Origin of the sequence: Agromyces sp. CF514, from assembly GCF_900113185.1 — a bacterium.
Taxonomy (GTDB): Bacteria; Actinomycetota; Actinomycetes; order Actinomycetales; family Microbacteriaceae; genus Agromyces.
In genome coordinates, this window is sequence record NZ_FOZD01000001.1 from 2,011,268 (window position 1) to 2,025,702 (window position 14,435).

At 71.5% G+C, this 14,435-nt stretch carries 17 protein-coding genes; 13 read left to right on the forward strand and 4 right to left on the reverse strand.

The features are described 5' to 3' along the window. Window positions 1-24: 24 nt before the first annotated feature. From BM342_RS08920 to BM342_RS08930, 3 genes are all read right to left on the reverse strand, one after another. Window positions 25-1,002: a permease prefix domain 1-containing protein gene (locus BM342_RS08920; RefSeq protein WP_092965023.1), complete on the reverse strand. Its 978-nt coding sequence runs from the start codon at window positions 1,000-1,002 to the stop codon at window positions 25-27. A gap of 1 nt (window position 1,003) precedes the next feature. After that, on the reverse strand, window positions 1,004-1,390 hold the full coding sequence (locus tag BM342_RS08925; protein WP_092965024.1) for a PadR family transcriptional regulator: 387 nt from the start codon (window positions 1,388-1,390) through the stop codon (window positions 1,004-1,006). Window positions 1,391-1,464: 74 nt separating this feature from the next. Beyond that, entirely contained in the window at window positions 1,465-2,412 is a 948-nt protein-coding gene (locus BM342_RS08930) for a LacI family DNA-binding transcriptional regulator (RefSeq protein ID WP_092965025.1), read from the reverse strand. A gap of 94 nt (window positions 2,413-2,506) precedes the next feature. Between BM342_RS08930 and BM342_RS08935 the strand changes: the two genes are divergently transcribed. From BM342_RS08935 to prfB, 11 genes are all read left to right on the forward strand, one after another. Beyond that, window positions 2,507-3,535 (forward strand): zinc-dependent alcohol dehydrogenase, encoded by a 1,029-nt coding sequence (locus tag BM342_RS08935; protein ID WP_255368634.1) that lies wholly within the window; start codon window positions 2,507-2,509, stop codon window positions 3,533-3,535. Between the two features lie 117 nt (window positions 3,536-3,652). Continuing rightward, the gene (locus BM342_RS08940) at window positions 3,653-4,972 is read left to right on the forward strand and encodes a CpaF family protein (protein WP_369823122.1); all 1,320 of its coding nucleotides are present in this window, start codon (window positions 3,653-3,655) and stop codon (window positions 4,970-4,972) included. After that, window positions 4,969-5,838, forward strand: a complete 870-nt coding sequence (locus BM342_RS08945; RefSeq protein WP_092965027.1) for a type II secretion system F family protein — start codon at window positions 4,969-4,971, stop codon at window positions 5,836-5,838. The genes BM342_RS08940 and BM342_RS08945 overlap by 4 nt, the downstream gene beginning before the upstream one ends. After that, on the forward strand, window positions 5,826-6,773 hold the full coding sequence (locus tag BM342_RS08950) for a type II secretion system F family protein (protein ID WP_092965028.1): 948 nt from the start codon (window positions 5,826-5,828) through the stop codon (window positions 6,771-6,773). Before BM342_RS08945 ends, BM342_RS08950 begins: the two co-directional genes overlap by 13 nt. A gap of 60 nt (window positions 6,774-6,833) precedes the next feature. Continuing rightward, a complete protein-coding gene (locus BM342_RS08955) occupies window positions 6,834-7,034 on the forward strand; it encodes a hypothetical protein (RefSeq protein WP_092965029.1) in 201 nt (66 codons plus the stop codon). 62 nt (window positions 7,035-7,096) lie between these two features. Further along, the gene (locus BM342_RS08960; protein WP_255368768.1) at window positions 7,097-7,492 is read left to right on the forward strand and encodes a TadE/TadG family type IV pilus assembly protein; all 396 of its coding nucleotides are present in this window, start codon (window positions 7,097-7,099) and stop codon (window positions 7,490-7,492) included. Window positions 7,493-7,595: 103 nt separating this feature from the next. Continuing rightward, complete coding sequence (locus BM342_RS08965) at window positions 7,596-7,979, forward strand: TadE family protein (RefSeq protein WP_143109800.1); 384 nt, start codon at window positions 7,596-7,598, stop codon at window positions 7,977-7,979. Between the two features lie 74 nt (window positions 7,980-8,053). Then, window positions 8,054-8,452, forward strand: a complete 399-nt coding sequence (locus BM342_RS08970) for a pilus assembly protein TadG-related protein (RefSeq protein WP_092965032.1) — start codon at window positions 8,054-8,056, stop codon at window positions 8,450-8,452. 82 nt (window positions 8,453-8,534) lie between these two features. Beyond that, entirely contained in the window at window positions 8,535-10,151 is a 1,617-nt protein-coding gene (locus tag BM342_RS08975) for a hypothetical protein (protein WP_092965033.1), read from the forward strand. Between the two features lie 76 nt (window positions 10,152-10,227). Further along, the gene (locus tag BM342_RS08980; protein WP_092965034.1) at window positions 10,228-10,506 is read left to right on the forward strand and encodes a hypothetical protein; all 279 of its coding nucleotides are present in this window, start codon (window positions 10,228-10,230) and stop codon (window positions 10,504-10,506) included. Window positions 10,507-10,577: 71 nt separating this feature from the next. Beyond that, the gene (gene prfB / locus BM342_RS08985; RefSeq protein WP_092965035.1) at window positions 10,578-11,687 is read left to right on the forward strand and encodes a peptide chain release factor 2; all 1,110 of its coding nucleotides are present in this window, start codon (window positions 10,578-10,580) and stop codon (window positions 11,685-11,687) included. Window positions 11,688-11,714: 27 nt separating this feature from the next. On the opposite strand, the gene BM342_RS08990 is transcribed toward prfB, so the two are convergent. After that, a complete protein-coding gene (locus BM342_RS08990) occupies window positions 11,715-12,254 on the reverse strand; it encodes a MarR family winged helix-turn-helix transcriptional regulator (RefSeq protein WP_092965036.1) in 540 nt (179 codons plus the stop codon). Window positions 12,255-12,354: 100 nt separating this feature from the next. Here BM342_RS08990 and BM342_RS08995 point away from each other — a divergent pair, with 100 nt between their 5' ends. Both BM342_RS08995 and BM342_RS09000 read left to right on the forward strand, forming a co-directional pair. After that, a complete protein-coding gene (locus BM342_RS08995) occupies window positions 12,355-13,422 on the forward strand; it encodes an alkene reductase (protein ID WP_092965037.1) in 1,068 nt (355 codons plus the stop codon). Then, a complete protein-coding gene (locus BM342_RS09000; RefSeq protein ID WP_369823123.1) occupies window positions 13,419-14,429 on the forward strand; it encodes an NADP-dependent oxidoreductase in 1,011 nt (336 codons plus the stop codon). The genes BM342_RS08995 and BM342_RS09000 overlap by 4 nt, the downstream gene beginning before the upstream one ends. The last annotated feature ends 6 nt before the right edge of the window (window positions 14,430-14,435 follow it).

The following is a 14,435-nucleotide window of genomic DNA, read 5'->3' on the forward strand; positions in this document are numbered from 1 at the left end:
GCCGCGCGCGGGCCTGGGTCGAGGTCAGTCGGCCTGGTCGGGCTTGCCGCCGAAGAGCATGCGCGCGAGCACGAGCATCATCGTCACGAACCCGGCGACGAAGGCGAGCGGCGCCCAGATCCACCCGGCGGTGAACCCGATGACCGGGATCGCGACGAACGCGACGGTCCAGATGACGGCGCTGTAGATGCCGAACCTGGCGCCGGCGGCGGGGTCCTCCTCGAAGCGGTTGCCGATCGTGGCGGCCTCGCGGTGCTGCTGCACGACCCACGGCTTGTGCCGGTTGGTCTGCGTCGCGCCGAGGTAGCTGAGCGCGCCGATCGAGCCGATCACGAGGGCGCCGGCGAGCACGAGCCAGGCGAGCTCGAGGTGCAGGATCACGACGGGCGTGAAGGCGAGGCCGACCAGCAGCAGGCCGGTCGAGGCGCCGTAGCCGATCGCGCGCCCGGAGGGCATGCGGTGGTTCGTGGTGGTCTCCTGGCTGAGCGCGTCGGCGGTGACCACGCCGAGCGCGAGGCCGAACACGACGGCGAGGCCGACGAGCGCGCCGGTGCCGAGCGCGAGCAGCGGCGTGAGGCCGAGCACGAGCAGTACGAGCGCAGCCGCAGCGATGATCGAGAGCACGACGGTGCGCACGACGAAGCCGGGCTTCGGGCGCACGCGGTTGCGCAGCGCGGCTGCGGCCGCCGACTCGGCGCGGGCGGCGGGCGTCGAGCCGCCGATGCGGCCGGACGGTGCCGATGCGGTGCCCGCGGCATCCGCTGCGGGAGCGAACCCGCCGTCGGCGTCGACGAGTTCGCGCACGTCGCCGAGTTCGTCGACGGCGCGGCGCGCGGCGTCGTGCTGGGAGAGTCCGGATGCCTCGAGCTCGCCCATGCGTGCGAGCAAGTTGCCGCGGATCTCCTCCTTCAGGTCTTGGATGTCGGGCGTGACCTCGATGCCGGAGAATGCCTCGTCGAGCAGTCGGTGCAGGTCGCCGCCGGAGGAGCGGTGGTCGTTCATGTCAGGAGCCCTTCGTTGCTGCAGGCGTGCTGCCCAGCAGGGAGTCGATGATGGTTCGGGTCGCGACCCAGGCGGCGACGTTCTGCGTGAACGCGGCCCGGCCTGCGTCGGTGATGCGGTAGTACTTGCGGCGACCGCCCTGGGATTCGTCGCCCCAGTAGGCCTCGGCGAGCCCGTCGCGCTGGAGGCGCCGGTAGCTCGCGTAGAGGGTCGCCTCCTTGATCTCGTACGCGCCGCCGGTGGCGTCGCGGATGAGCTTGTAGATCTCGAAGCCGTAGCTGTCGTTGCGGCGCAGCACGCCGAGCACGATCGTGTCGGTGTGACCGCGCAGCAGGTCGGCTGCGAAGGCGTCGTCCGGCGTCGCGCCGGAAGCTGTGTCCTTGGTCATGACCAGTACTGTAACAGATCAAATACCTGATGTGAACAATTCACCTTACGGATGTCGCGAGCAGGCGTCTCGGCTCAGGTGGAGGCGCGATGCACGACGGCGGCTGCGGCAGGCGCCGGCGCGGCCGGGTCGGCGGGCAGGCCGAGCACCGTTCGGGCGAGCCGCCGGCCGAACGCCGCCGTGTCGATGCGCACGCTGGTGAGCGCGGGGCTCGAGAACTCGCCGAGTCCCGCATCGTCGAAGCCGATCACGGCCAGGCGGCCGGGCACGTCGATGCCGAGCGTGCTCGCCGCGGCGAGCACTCGCAGCGCGGTCTCGTCGTCGAGCGCGGCGACGGCGGTGACCTGCGGGTGGAGCTCGACGAACTCGGCCAGGCTGCGGCGGTCGTCGTCGACGGTCGGGCCCATGGCGAGCAGGTGGGGCTGCGGCATCCGCAGGTCTTCGAGCACTCGACGTGCGTAGTCGATGCGAAGGTCGGCCAGGCGTGCGAGACCGGCCTCGCCGCGGGCGCCGGGCACGGCGAGTCCGAGGTCCGAGTGCCCGGTGCCGACGAGGTGGCGGATCTGCACCGCGGTGTGCGCGGCGAGGCCCTCGATCCAGCCGCCGTCGGCCTGCTCGGCGTCGGGGGAGTCGTAGATGCGATCGAGGTCGAGCACCGCGCGCGGCGAGACCATGGCGGTCAGGCGGTCGATGTCCTGGGAGCCGGCCCGGTAACGCACCAGAAGCATGTGGTCGAGCCGTTCGAGCTCGGCATCGAGCGCGTCGATGAAGGCCGCGAGGCCGGTGCCGCCGTGCGGCAGGCGCGCGACGTTGAGGATCACGATGCGCGAGGTGCCCTCGCGGAGCGCGCGGGCCGAGCCGTTCGGCACGTACCCGAGCTCGGCGGCGGCGCGGCGCACGCGCTCGCGGGTCTCGGGCGAGATGGTCTCGGTCGGCTTGTCGTTCAGCACGAAGCTCACGGTCGCCTGCGAGACGCCGGCCGCGACGGAGACGTCCTTCATGGTCACGCGCTTGGATCGCATCGGCTTATCCACCTCTCAGCATCCCAGCGTAGACTGCACTTATTCGATTTAGTGATCCGCGACGCGAACCCAGCGCGAGGCGGACGAGAGAGGAATGACGGCGATGAAGTCGGTCATGGTCACCGCGCCCAACACCACCGAGATCGTGGAGGTGCCCGAGCCCACCGCCGGACCGCGCGACGTGCTCGTGCGCATCCGCGCGTGCGGCATCTGCGGCAGCGACCACATGTACACGATGTACGGCGGCATCCCGCCGCGGCAGGGCGCGACCCCGCTCGGCCACGAGCCCGCGGGCGAGGTCGTCTACGTCGGCGACGAGGTGCGGGGCGCGCAGGTCGGCGACCACGTCGTCATCAACCCGATGGCCGCGAGCGACGGCATCATCGGCTCCGGCGGCGCACAGGGCGCGTTCTCGCCGTTCGTCGTGCTGTTCGACGCGGTGGCCGGCACGCACTTCCGCGTGATCCCCGACGAGATCCCGTTCGAGGTCGCCGCGCTCAACGAGCCCATGGCCGTCGCCCGCCACGCCGTGAACCGCTCCGGAGCGAAGTCCGGCGAGAAGGCCGTTGTGTTCGGCGCGGGCCCGATCGGCCTCGGCGCGCTGCTCAGCCTCAAGGCCAAGGGCGTCGAGCACGTCGTCGTCATCGACATCCTGCCGACGCGGCTCGAGAAGGCCCTCGCGATCGGCGCCGATGCGGTGATCAACTCGGCCGAAGAGGACGTCAAGGCCCGGCTCATCGAGTTGCACGGCGAAGCACCGCCCGTGATCGGCATCCGCGACGCCCGCCCCGCGACCGACGTCTACCTCGACGCCGCCGGCGCCCCAGTCGTGCCGACCACCGTGTTCGGCCTGGTCAAGCAGGGCGCACGCCTCGTCATTCCGGCCGTGCACAAGAAGCCCGTCGAGGTCGACTTCGGCGGCCTGCTCACCACCGAGATCTCGATCATCATGTCGATGGGCTACCCGACCGAGATCTTCGAGGTCACCGATGACCTCATCGCCAACTGGCGGAAGTACCAGCTCATCATCAGCGACCGCTTCGACATCGCCGACGTGCAGCGCGCCCTCGAGGTCGCCGCGACGCCCGGCGCCGCCGACAAGGTCATGGTCACGCTCGACTGAGTCGGGGCGCGCACGCGGCCGGCCCGCGGCATCCGTCCCGCTGATCGAGCGGATGCCGCGGCCCGCCGTGTGGATAACTTCGCGGTGCGTCGCGGGCAGCACCCCAAGATGGGTCCCATGACCGACCCCGTGCGCACGATCACCGAGCGCGTGCGCGCCCGGGTGCTGCACGAGGGCGTCGATCTCGGTCGCGACGGCTCGGCCGCAGCGCGCTACGCCCGCGAAGAGGTGCGCCGCTACAGCGAGCGCGCGCTTGCCGGCTCCCAGGCCGAACTCCTCGACGAGCTGGCCACCGCGCGCGAGGTCGAGGCCGCGATCACGGGCTACGGTCCGCTGCAGCCGTACTTCGACGACCCCGAGGTCGAGGAGATCTGGATCAACGGCCCGACCCGGGTGTTCGTCGCCCGCGACGGCGTCGCCGAGCTCACGCCGATCGTGCTCGGCGACCGCGAGGTGCGCGAGCTGGTCGAGCGCATGCTCCAGCACAGCGGGCGCCGCGTCGACCTGAGCTCGCCGTTCGTCGACGCCTCGCTGCCCGACGGATCCAGGCTACACGTCGCGATCCCCGATGTCGCGCGCACGCACTGGGCCGTGAACATCCGCAAGTTCCAGCGCCGCATCCGCACCCTCGAAGCGCTGGTCGAGCTGGGCTCGCTCACGGTCGAGGCCGCCGGTTTCCTGCGTGCGAGCGTCGTCGCGGGCGCGAACATCCTGGTCTCCGGCGCGACCCACACGGGCAAGACCACGCTGCTGAACGCGCTCATGTCGTCGGCGCGCAACGACGAACGCGTGATCACGATCGAGGAGACCTTCGAGCTCGACCTCGACGTGCGCGATCTGGTGTCGCTCCAATGTCGCCAGCCGAGCCTCGAGGGCACCGGCGAGATCACCCTCCGACGACTCATCAAGGAGTCCCTGCGCATGCGCCCCGACCGTCTCGTCGTCGGCGAGGTGCGCGAGGCGGAGAGCCTCGACCTGCTCATCGCGCTCAACTCCGGGCTTCCCGGAATGTGCACCATCCATGCCAACTCCGCTCGCGACGCGCTCGCCAAGCTCTGCACCCTGCCCCTGTTGGCCGGCCGCAACATCGACTCGTCGTTCGTGGTTCCGACGGTCGCGACCTGCATCGACCTCGTCGTGCACCTCGGCATCGACGCGGCGGGTCGTCGCAGCGTGGTCGAGATCTCCGCACCGACCGGCGAGTCGTCCGGCGGAGTCGTCGAGGCCGACCCCATCTTCACGACGGTCCGCGGTCGGTTGCGGGCCACCGGGCGACGCCCGAAGCGGCTCGAGAAGTACCGGGCCGCCGGTCTCGTCGCCGACGATGGCGCCGAGACCTCCGAGCCGGGCGCGGTCGGATCCCCGGTCGGCGCCGAGGCTGCGCGCGCGGGCGAGGGCTCCGGCGTGCCCGATGCTCCCGACGAGGACCGCTCGTGAGCCTCGCACTCGGCGCGATGCTCGGCGTCGGACTGCTGCTCGTGCTCGCTCCTCGGCTCTGGCCCGCCAAGCCGGTCTCGGCCGCAGCCGTCGGCGGCTCGGGCGTCGGGCGTCGTATCCGCGATGACCTCGCGCTCGCCGGGCTCGGCCAGGTGCCGATCGCGGTCGTTGTGATCGTCGCGCTCGTCCTGTCGATGGTCCTCGGCGCGGTGGTGCAGTCCGCCATGCAGGTGCCCACCATCACTGCGGTCGCCGCCCTGCTGGGCGCGGCCGCGGTGCCGCTCGCCATCGCATCGCGCGCAGACCGGCGTCGTGCCGCGAACCGCGCGGTCTGGCCCGACGTGGTCGACCACCTCGTCGCGTCGGTGCGCTCGGGAGTGCCGCTGCCCGAGAGCGTCGGCGCGCTCGGAACGCTCGGTCCGGCCCAGACGCGATCGGCGTTCGCGGCGTTCGAGGCCGACTATCGGCGCACAGGCAACTTCTCGCTCTGCCTCGATCGGCTGAAAGCGGTGCTCGCCGATCCGATCGCCGATCGCATCCTCGAGACGCTCCGCATGGCGAGGGAGGTCGGCGGCACCGAGCTGACGACCGTGCTGCGGGCCCTCTCCGGCTACCTGCGTGACGACGCCGCACTGCGCGCCGAGGTCGTGGCCCGGCAGTCGTGGATCCGCAACGCGGCCCGCCTCGGTGTCGCGGCGCCCTGGCTCCTGCTCGTGGTGCTCTCGTCGCGCCACGAGACCATGGTCGCCTACGACTCGCCTGCCGGGGCGGTGCTCCTCGTCGTCGGGGTCATCGTGACCGTGGTCGCATACCAGGCCATGACCGCGCTCGGACGACTTCCCGAGGAGCGTCGATGGTTCCGTTGAACGCCACGGTGCCGCTCGCTGTGCTGCTCGGCGTCCTGTTCGGACTCGGCGCGTGGTTCGCGGTCAGCGCGATCCCGCGCATCGGGCGACCCCGGCTCGCCGAGCGCGTCGCGCCGTACGTCGCCGACTTCTCGCCGGAGGCACGGGCGATGCTGGTTCGCCGCGCAGGAGACCCGACGCCCGTCCTCGGCGTCGTGGTTGGGCCGATCCTCCGCCTGGTGCGTGCGCTGGTGGCGTCCTGGCTCGGCGGCCCTGAAGCGGTGGCCCGTCGGCTGAGGCAGGCGGGCTCGTCCAAGTCGGTCGAGCGGTTCCGCGGCGAACAGCTCGCGTGGGGCGCGACGGCGTTCGCGGCCGCCGCGGTCCTCGCGATGTTCGCGCCCGGATTCGCCACGCTGCCGGTCCCGGTGCGCTTCGCGGCTCCATTCCTCGCAGCGGCATTCGGCGTGCTCGCCCGCGAATGGGCGCTCCAGCGCGCGGCCGTGCGGCGCCTCGCACGCATCTCCGAGGAGCTGCCGACGGTCCTCGAGTTCCTGACCCTCAGCCTGACCGCCGGAGAGGGCATGCTCGACGCCCTCCGTCGCGTCGCCCGGATCGGATCGGGCGAGCTGCCGAGCGAGTTCACGGCGGTCGTCGCCGCGGTCGGCACCGGCGTTCCAGTGATCGACGCGATCACCTCGCTGCGCGACGAGCTCGACCATCCGGCGCTCTCGCGTGCGCTCGACCAGGTGCTCGGCGCCCTCGATCGCGGCGCACCGCTCGCCACCGTCCTCGCATCCCAGGCGGGCGATGCCCGGGATCAGGCCAAACGCACGATCATCGAGCTCGCCGGTCGGAAGGAGATCGCGATGCTCGTGCCGCTCGTGTTCCTGATCCTGCCGGTGACCATCGCCTTCGCACTGCTGCCCGGCTACCTCGTGCTCCAGACGGGCTTCTGATGCCGTCGAACATCGCTTCGTCCACCACGCGCCAGGTCGGCGCGAACGAAAGGAATCCCCATGCGGAAGCACCTCGATCGTCTGTACCGTCGGGCCGCGCGACAGCTGCTCGCGCCGCTCGCGGACGAGCGGGGCGACGTGCCGGGCTGGGTGCTCATCACGCTCATGACCGCAGGACTGGTGATCGTGATCTGGGGGCTGGCAGGCCCGGCGCTCTCGGGTGTGTTCGAGCAGGCGATCGACCGGGTGACGGGCTTCTGACGGGCCCCGACGCGCGAGCCGAGGGTGGGTGTTCGGCCTCGTGCTCGAGGAGTCGTCGGTCTCTGGAGGTACGAGCGTTCCTCGCCGACGAGCGCGGCTCCGCGGTCGCCGAGTTCACGATGGTCGGAGTGCTCCTGACCGTGCTGGCACTCGCCGTGGTGCAACTGGCGCTCGCGCTGCACGTGCGCAACACGTTGCTCGACGCCGCCGCCGAGGGGGCGCGCTTCGCCGCGCTCGCCGGATCGTCGCCCGCAGACGGGGTCGCGCGAACGCGCGACCTCATCGACGCGGCGATCTCGGCCGAATACTCCCGCGACGTGGTCGCGACGACCGCCTCGATCGGGGGAGCGCCGGCGATCGAGGTCCGGGTGCGCTCCACGCTTCCGGTCATCGGCCTGCTCGGGGTCGCGAACGGGTTGGAGGTGACCGGGCATGCGCCGCTCGAGTCGGTCGGGTGACAGTTCGGCGCCGGCGCCGGCGCCGGCGCCGACCGGCCCGGCCCCGGCCGACCGCGTGCGGATCGGTGACGAACGCGGGTCCGCTTCCCTCGAGTTCCTGACCGTGGGACTGCTCCTGCTGGTGCCGATCGTCTACCTCGTGCTGAGCGTGGCGGCGATCCAGGCCGGGGCGTTCGCGGTCGAGGGAGCGGCACGACATGCCGCGCGCATCGCCGCTGACGAAGCCGGGCGTGCGGGCGGTTCCGGCGACGTCGCGCTCGCCGTTCGCATCGCCCTCGAGGACTTCGGCGTCGACCCCGACACCGCATCGGTCTCGATCGAATGCGAGACCGCTGACTGCGCGCCCGGCGATCGCCTCGATGTCACGATCGAGGCCCGCGTCGGCCTGCCGCTCGTGCCCGACGTGCTCGATCTCGGCGGCATGGCGAGCGTGCCCGTCGAGTCCGCCGCGACGCAGACGATCTCGCGGTTCGCGAGCGTCGAGTGAGCGGGGGGTCGCGAGAGGTGCGCCGCCGTCGTCCGAACAGAGGTCGGCCGATCCAGGACGATGCGGGCTCGACGATGCTCCTCACGATCTTCTTCAGCTTCCTCGCGCTCACGATCGTGCTCGTCGTCGTGGCCGCATCCTCGTTGTACCTCGAGCGCAAACGCCTGTTCACGCTCGCCGACGGGGCCGCGCTCGCCGCAGCCGAGGCCTGGAGCCTCGACGAGGTCGAAGTGGGCGACGAGTCGCTCGAGATCGCGCTCGACGATGCCGCCGTCCGCGACGCGGCAGCCGCCTACCTCGATGACGCGGCGGGGCGACTCACCGGCGTCGAGCTCGTGCGGGCCACCTCCCGAGACGGCCGAAGCGCGACCGTGACCCTCCGCGCCGTCTGGACGGCGCCACTGCACACCGAAGTCCTGCCGCTCAGCGTGCCGATCGAGGTCACCACGACGGCACGCTCCGTCTTCCACTGACCTCGGCCGGGGCGCCGGTCGCCACCGACCCCGTCGCGTGCCCGCAGGCAGCGCTCGCGATCGCGCCATACGATACGTCGCAGTGAGCATCCACACCGAATCCACTCCCGACCGAGGCCACAGGCGCGAGTCGCCGCGCCGTGCCGTCGCGCGCGAAGGGTTCGGCTGGGCGTTCGCGCTCGCGATGGCCGTGCTCGTCACGGCGCACATCGCGACCACGCGCGACGAGCTCGTGTTCGTCGACGCCGACTCGATGTTCAATGCGCTCGTCGTGCACTCGGTCGCGTCGGGAGCCCCGCAGGACTGGGCGCTCTCGCCGGTGCTCTTCGTGCCAGAGGTCGTGTCATTCGCCGTGGTCTCGTTGGTCACCCCCGACCTCCACTCGGCGCTGATCGTGAGCTCGGCACTGAACTTCGTCGCGCTCTACGGCGCGTTCCGCGTCGCATCCGGCAGCCGGCTCCACGCGACCGCACCGATCGTCGGGGCAGTTGCCGGGTACGCCGGATTCTGCGCGATCGCCCTGCTCGAGGCCGGCGGCGACCGCAACAGCATGCAGCTCGCGAGCTTGCTCGGCACGACCACGTACTACAGCGCGACGGTGATCGCGGCGGTCGTCGTCGTGGGCCTCGTGCGACGGGCGCTCGATTCCGGGCGGTTGCGCACCCGAGTCTGGCTGCCGCTCGCGGCGGTCGTGGCCGTCTCGGCGTTCAGCAACCCGCTCATCGTCGTGTGGGCCGTCGCCCCGGTCGCGCTCGTGCTCGTCGCGCTCATGATCCGGAACCGGGGGCGGATGCCGCGGCGAACGCTGCCGTCGCCCACGCTGCATGCACAGGCGCTGCTCGTGCTCGCCGGGGCATCCGCTGCCGGCATCGTCGCTCGCACGGCGCTCGGCGACCTCATCGTGGCCCAGTCGAGCGAGTACCTCAAGGACGGCAACCAGCTCACCGCCTTGGGCGACCTGCTTCGGGCTGCCGCGTTCGAGCTGCAGCGGCCGGGCGGCATCCTCGGCGGCATCGTGCTGCTCGGGCTGACGGTGCTCGCCGTGCTGCTCACGTTCTCGCGCACGGCGTCGGATCAGCCGGGCACCGGCCTGCTCGTCGCCGTCGCGTGGATCGCGCCCGTGGCCTGCACGATCGGCGTCGTGCTGCTCGGCAACCCGTCGCCGCGCTACCTGCAGCCGTGGGTGTTCGCCCCGGTGCTCGTGCTCGCGTGCCTCGCGGACTGGGCGCCGCCCGGGCTGCGACGCCGGCTGCGGGGCGACGGCGCTGCGCTCACCCGGCGGGGGATCGCAGCAGCGCTGGCCGCGGCATCCGTCGTCATCGTGGTGCTCGGCGGCATCGGCGTCGTGCGCCTGGCGACGACCCCGACCGCGGCGTCATCGGACTCGCTCGCGTGCGTCGTCGACTGGGCGGGCGCGACCGACCGCGACGGCGCCGGCCAGTTCTGGACGATCCGCGCCCCGAAGGCGTACGCCGCCGACCCCGCGATGCTGCTGCAGGTGACGCACGACCTGCATCCGTACGCCTGGCTCGTGAACCGCACCGACTTCGAGGTGCCCTCGGTCTCGTACCTCGTCACCGACTCGCAGAGCGAGGAGTTCGTGTTGCCGGAGGGCGTGAGCCTCGAGGATGCCGCGACCGTCGACTGCGGGCGGTACACGATCCACGACTTCGGTTCGACGGAGATCCCGATCGGCTGACCGCCGGGCGCACGCTGAGCGTCGGTCGGCACGCGCGAAGGCGCGAGCACCCGGTCGGATGCGTTTGACTGGACGCATGACCACCGACCCCCAGGGCCGTGCACGTTTCGGACGATCGACCTCGCGCATCGCGCTCGCCGGCCTCGCCGCCGCCGTGATCTCGCTGCTGCTGCCCGCGATCCCGGCGCTCGTCGTCTCGTTCATCGCCTTCGTGCTCGGGCTCGTCGCGCGGCGCCAGCTGAAGGTCGACCCGGCGACGGGGCCGTCGTGGGTGTCGCTCGTCGCCATGCTGCTCGGCGGCTTCATCTTCGTGACCCAGGGCGCCATCGTCTGGATGGCGGGCTTCTCGGGCTGACGCGCCGAGCCGCGGCATCCGTTCGACCGACGTTCTCGCGTCGAACCCGGCGCGACTAGGCTGGGGGAGCCATGTTGGATCTTGACCTCACGCAGGAGATCGCCGCGCTGCGCTCCACCTTCAGCGATATCAGCGCCGTCGTCGACGTCGAAGCCGTCAAGGCCGACATCGCCCGTCTGTCCGAGGAGGCCGGCAAGCCCGACCTCTGGGACGACCCCGCCGCCGCGCAGAAGGTGACGAGCGCACTCAGCCACCGGCAGTCCGACCTCAAGCGCATCACCGACGTCGAGCAGCGCCTCGACGACCTCGACGTGCTCGTCGAACTCGCCCTCGAGATGGACGATGAAGACTCGGCCGCCGAAGCGCGCGCCGAGCTCGCCGCCCTCGAAGAGGTCATCGGCCAGCTCGAGGTGCAGACCCTGCTCGACGGCGAGTACGACCCGCGCGGCGCGGTCGTCACGATCCGTTCGGGTGCGGGCGGCGACGACGCCACCGACTTCGCCGAGATGCTCATGCGCATGTACCTGCGCTGGGCCGAGCGGCACAAGTACCCCGTCAAGGTCATGGACACCTCGTACGCCGAGGGCGCCGGCATCAAGTCGGCGACCTTCGAGATCGACGTGCCCTACGCCTACGGCACGCTCTCGGTCGAGGCCGGCACGCACCGCCTCGCGCGCATCAGCCCGTTCGGCTCGGCCGACAAGCGCCAGACGAGCTTCGCCGCGGTCGAGGTCATTCCGGTCATGGAAGAGGCCGTCGAGGTCGAGATCCCCGAGAACGACATCCGGGTCGACGTCTTCCGTTCGTCGGGCCCGGGCGGGCAGTCGGTCAACACGACCGACTCGGCCGTGCGCCTCACGCACATCCCCACCGGACTCGTGGTCTCGATGCAGAACGAGAAGTCGCAGATCCAGAACCGTGCAGCGGCCATGCGCGTGCTGCAGACGCGACTCCTGCTCCTCAAGCGCGAAGAAGAGGCCGCGAAGAAGAAGGAGCTCGCCGGCACCATCACGGCGAGCTGGGGCGACCAGATGCGCTCGTACTTCCTCTACGGCCAGCAGCTCGTGAAGGACCTGCGCACGGGCTACGAGGTCGGCAACCCGGCCTCGGTGTTCGACGGCGACCTCGACGGTCTCATTGCCGCGGGCATCAAGTGGCGCAAGCGCAAGGACGACGACTAGGCGTCGCAGTCGGGCCAGACGGGCGGCTCACCGAGCGGCCGATCGTGGCGGCCGTGAGCGCATGTGCCGGCCGACCCGGCCGAGGATGCGCATGAGCTCATCACGGTCGTGCGCGTCGAGCGAGTCGACCAGGAGCTCGCGAACGATCTCGACGTGACCCGGGATCACGCGTGACAGCAGTTCCGTGCCCGCGCGCGTGAGCGAGACCTCGACGCTGCGCTCATCGTCGACGGACGGCTCGCGGGCCAGCAGGCCGGCGTGTTCGAGTCGGCCCACCTGATACGTGAGTCCGCTGCGGCTGTGCACGAGCCGGTCGGCGAGATCGGTCATCGTGCGGGGGGTCTCCGCGGGTTCGCCGAGGGTCGCGAGGATCTGGAACTGGGTGAAGCTCAGGCCGCCGTCGACCTTCAATTGCCGCTCGACGCCGTACTGCAGGAGCGCGCTCACCTCGAGCAGCGCGAAGTAGACGCCGAACTCGGCGGGCAGCCCCGGCGGCACCTGCTGCGCGGGCGATTCGTGCTGCGGGGGCGATTCGTGCTGTCGGTGATCGCGGGCTGCGTCGGACATACGCACATTCTACGAACGATTTGCTTCGAATCAGAAATAAATCACGCACTGCGCTCGTTTCGAATGATGACCAGTTTGGTTCGAATTCGAAGGAGTTACCATGACGACCGCCGAGTCCCTCTGGACGCCGACCACCCTCGGCAGCATCGCGCTGCCGCACCGCCTGGCGATGGCGCCCATGACCCGAAGCCGCGCCTCGGCCGACGGGCGCGTGACCGACCTCACCCGCGCCTACTACGCCCAGCGGGCATCGCTGGCCATGCTCATCACCGAGGGCACCCAGCCTTCCGAGGACGGACAGGGCTACCTCTCGACCCCCGGCATCCACACCGAGGCGCAGGCAGAGGCGTGGGGACGCGTCGCTGACGCGGTCCACGAGGCCGGGTCGTCGCTCGTGATCCAGCTCATGCACGTCGGCCGGATCGCGCACCCGGCGAACACGACGCACGCCCGGATGCCGCTCGCACCCTCGGCGATCGCCGCCGCAGGCGACATGTTCACCGCCTCCGGCCCGCAGCCCATGCCCGTGCCCAGGGCGATGACCGAGCACGACCTCGCCACGACGATCGCGGACTTCCGGCGGGCCGCGCGACTCGCGGTCGACGCCGGCGCCGACGGCGTCGAACTGCACGGCGCCAACGGGTACCTGCTGCAGCAGTTCGTCAGCACCAACGCGAACCGGCGAACCGACGGGTACGGCGGCGACATCGCCGGCCGCATCCGATTCCCGCTCGAGGTCGCCGCGGCCGTCGTCGACGAGATCGGGGCTGACCGGGTCGGGTACCGCATCAGCCCCGGCAGTCCGCTCGGCGACATCATCGAAGCGGATGTCGCGGACGTCTACGGTGCGCTCGTCACGGCACTCGCGGAGCTCGACCTCGCCTACCTGCACGTCGTGCACCTCGGGGACGAGTCGCTGGTCCGCGACATCCGCTCCCGGTGGTCGGGCGGGCTCGTGCTGAACCGCGCGGGCGCCGACCTCGAGCGCCGAACACAGGACCTCGAGGACGGGCTCGCCGACGTCGTCAGCGTCGGCGCCCTCGCGCTCGCCAACCCCGACCTCGTCGAGCGGATCCGCGCCGGCGAGGCCATGAACGAACCCGACCGCGCCACGCTCTACGGCGGCGACGAGCGCGGCTACACCGACTACCCGCGGCTCGCAGCATGAGCCGCCGACCGAGCCATGCCGACCGGCCCGACCAGCTGCACCAGACCGACCAGCTCCACCAGACCCAGAGAGGAACGCTCATGCGCGCCATCCAGTTCTCCACCTTCGGCGGCCCGGCCGTGCTGAGCGCCGTCGACGTCCCACGTCCGGTCGCCGGGCCGGGCGAGGCGCTCGTGGGCGTCGCGGGCACGACGTTCAACCAGGTCGACGCCGCGATCCGCTCGGGCTTCATGCAGGGGGCCTTCCCGATCGCCCTGCCGCACACGCCCGGCATCGACGTCAGCGGGACCGTCGTCGAGGTCGGCACCGGGGTCGGGGGCGAGCTCGTCGGCCGCGACGTCATCGCGTTCCTGCCCATGACCGCGCCGGGTTCGGCGGCCGAGTTCGTCATCGTGCCGGCGGCACTCCTCGCCACGGCGCCCGTCTCGATCCCGCTCCCGGATGCCGCGGCGCTGGCGTCGAGCGGACTCACCGCGTGGCAGGCCGTCGCCGAGCACGCCGAGGTGCGCGCAGGCCAGCGCGTGCTGGTGAACGGCGCGGGCGGAGGCGTCGGCGGGTTCGTCGTGCAGCTCGCGGCACGTGCCGGCGCGACCGTGATCGCGACCGCGGGTGCGCGCAGCCGAGCCGCCGTCATCGCGCACGGCGCAGCCGAGGTGATCGACTACACGGCGACCCCCGTTCCCGATGCCGTGGAAGGCCCGGTCGACGTCGTCGTGAACCTCGTGCGCACGACCCCCGACGAGACGGCAGCCCTCGTGGCGCTCGTGAAGCCGGGCGGGGCGTTCGTCTCCACGACGACGCCGGGCATCGCCGAAGGCGCCGGCATCCGCGTGTCGAGCGTCTTCGCCAGAAGCGATGCGGAGCAGCTCGCCCGACTCTCGGAGCTCGTCGACGCGGGCGAGCTCGAGATCGACGTGAGCGAGCGGCATCCGCTGGCAGATCTCCCGCTCGTGCACGCGCGCGGTGCCGCCGGCGAACTGCGCGGCAAGGTGGTGCTCGCCCCCTGACGGAAG

Coding starts and splice junctions, on each gene's coding strand:
- BM342_RS08970 (WP_092965032.1), top strand. CDS start 8,054: ATGCTCCTCACGATCTTCTTCAGCTTCCTCGCGCTCACGATCGTGCTC.
- BM342_RS08940 (WP_369823122.1), top strand. CDS start 3,653: ATGACCGACCCCGTGCGCACGATCACCGAGCGCGTGCGCGCCCGGGTG.
- BM342_RS08925 (WP_092965024.1), bottom strand. CDS start 1,390: ATGACCAAGGACACAGCTTCCGGCGCGACGCCGGACGACGCCTTCGCA.
- BM342_RS08950 (WP_092965028.1), top strand. CDS start 5,826: ATGGTTCCGTTGAACGCCACGGTGCCGCTCGCTGTGCTGCTCGGCGTC.
- BM342_RS09000 (WP_369823123.1), top strand. CDS start 13,419: ATGAGCCGCCGACCGAGCCATGCCGACCGGCCCGACCAGCTGCACCAG.
- BM342_RS08920 (WP_092965023.1), bottom strand. CDS start 1,002: ATGAACGACCACCGCTCCTCCGGCGGCGACCTGCACCGACTGCTCGAC.
- prfB (WP_092965035.1), top strand. CDS start 10,578: ATGTTGGATCTTGACCTCACGCAGGAGATCGCCGCGCTGCGCTCCACC.
- BM342_RS08935 (WP_255368634.1), top strand. CDS start 2,507: ATGACGGCGATGAAGTCGGTCATGGTCACCGCGCCCAACACCACCGAG.
- BM342_RS08980 (WP_092965034.1), top strand. CDS start 10,228: ATGACCACCGACCCCCAGGGCCGTGCACGTTTCGGACGATCGACCTCG.
- BM342_RS08990 (WP_092965036.1), bottom strand. CDS start 12,254: ATGTCCGACGCAGCCCGCGATCACCGACAGCACGAATCGCCCCCGCAG.
- BM342_RS08930 (WP_092965025.1), bottom strand. CDS start 2,412: ATGCGATCCAAGCGCGTGACCATGAAGGACGTCTCCGTCGCGGCCGGC.
- BM342_RS08955 (WP_092965029.1), top strand. CDS start 6,834: ATGCGGAAGCACCTCGATCGTCTGTACCGTCGGGCCGCGCGACAGCTG.
- BM342_RS08995 (WP_092965037.1), top strand. CDS start 12,355: ATGACGACCGCCGAGTCCCTCTGGACGCCGACCACCCTCGGCAGCATC.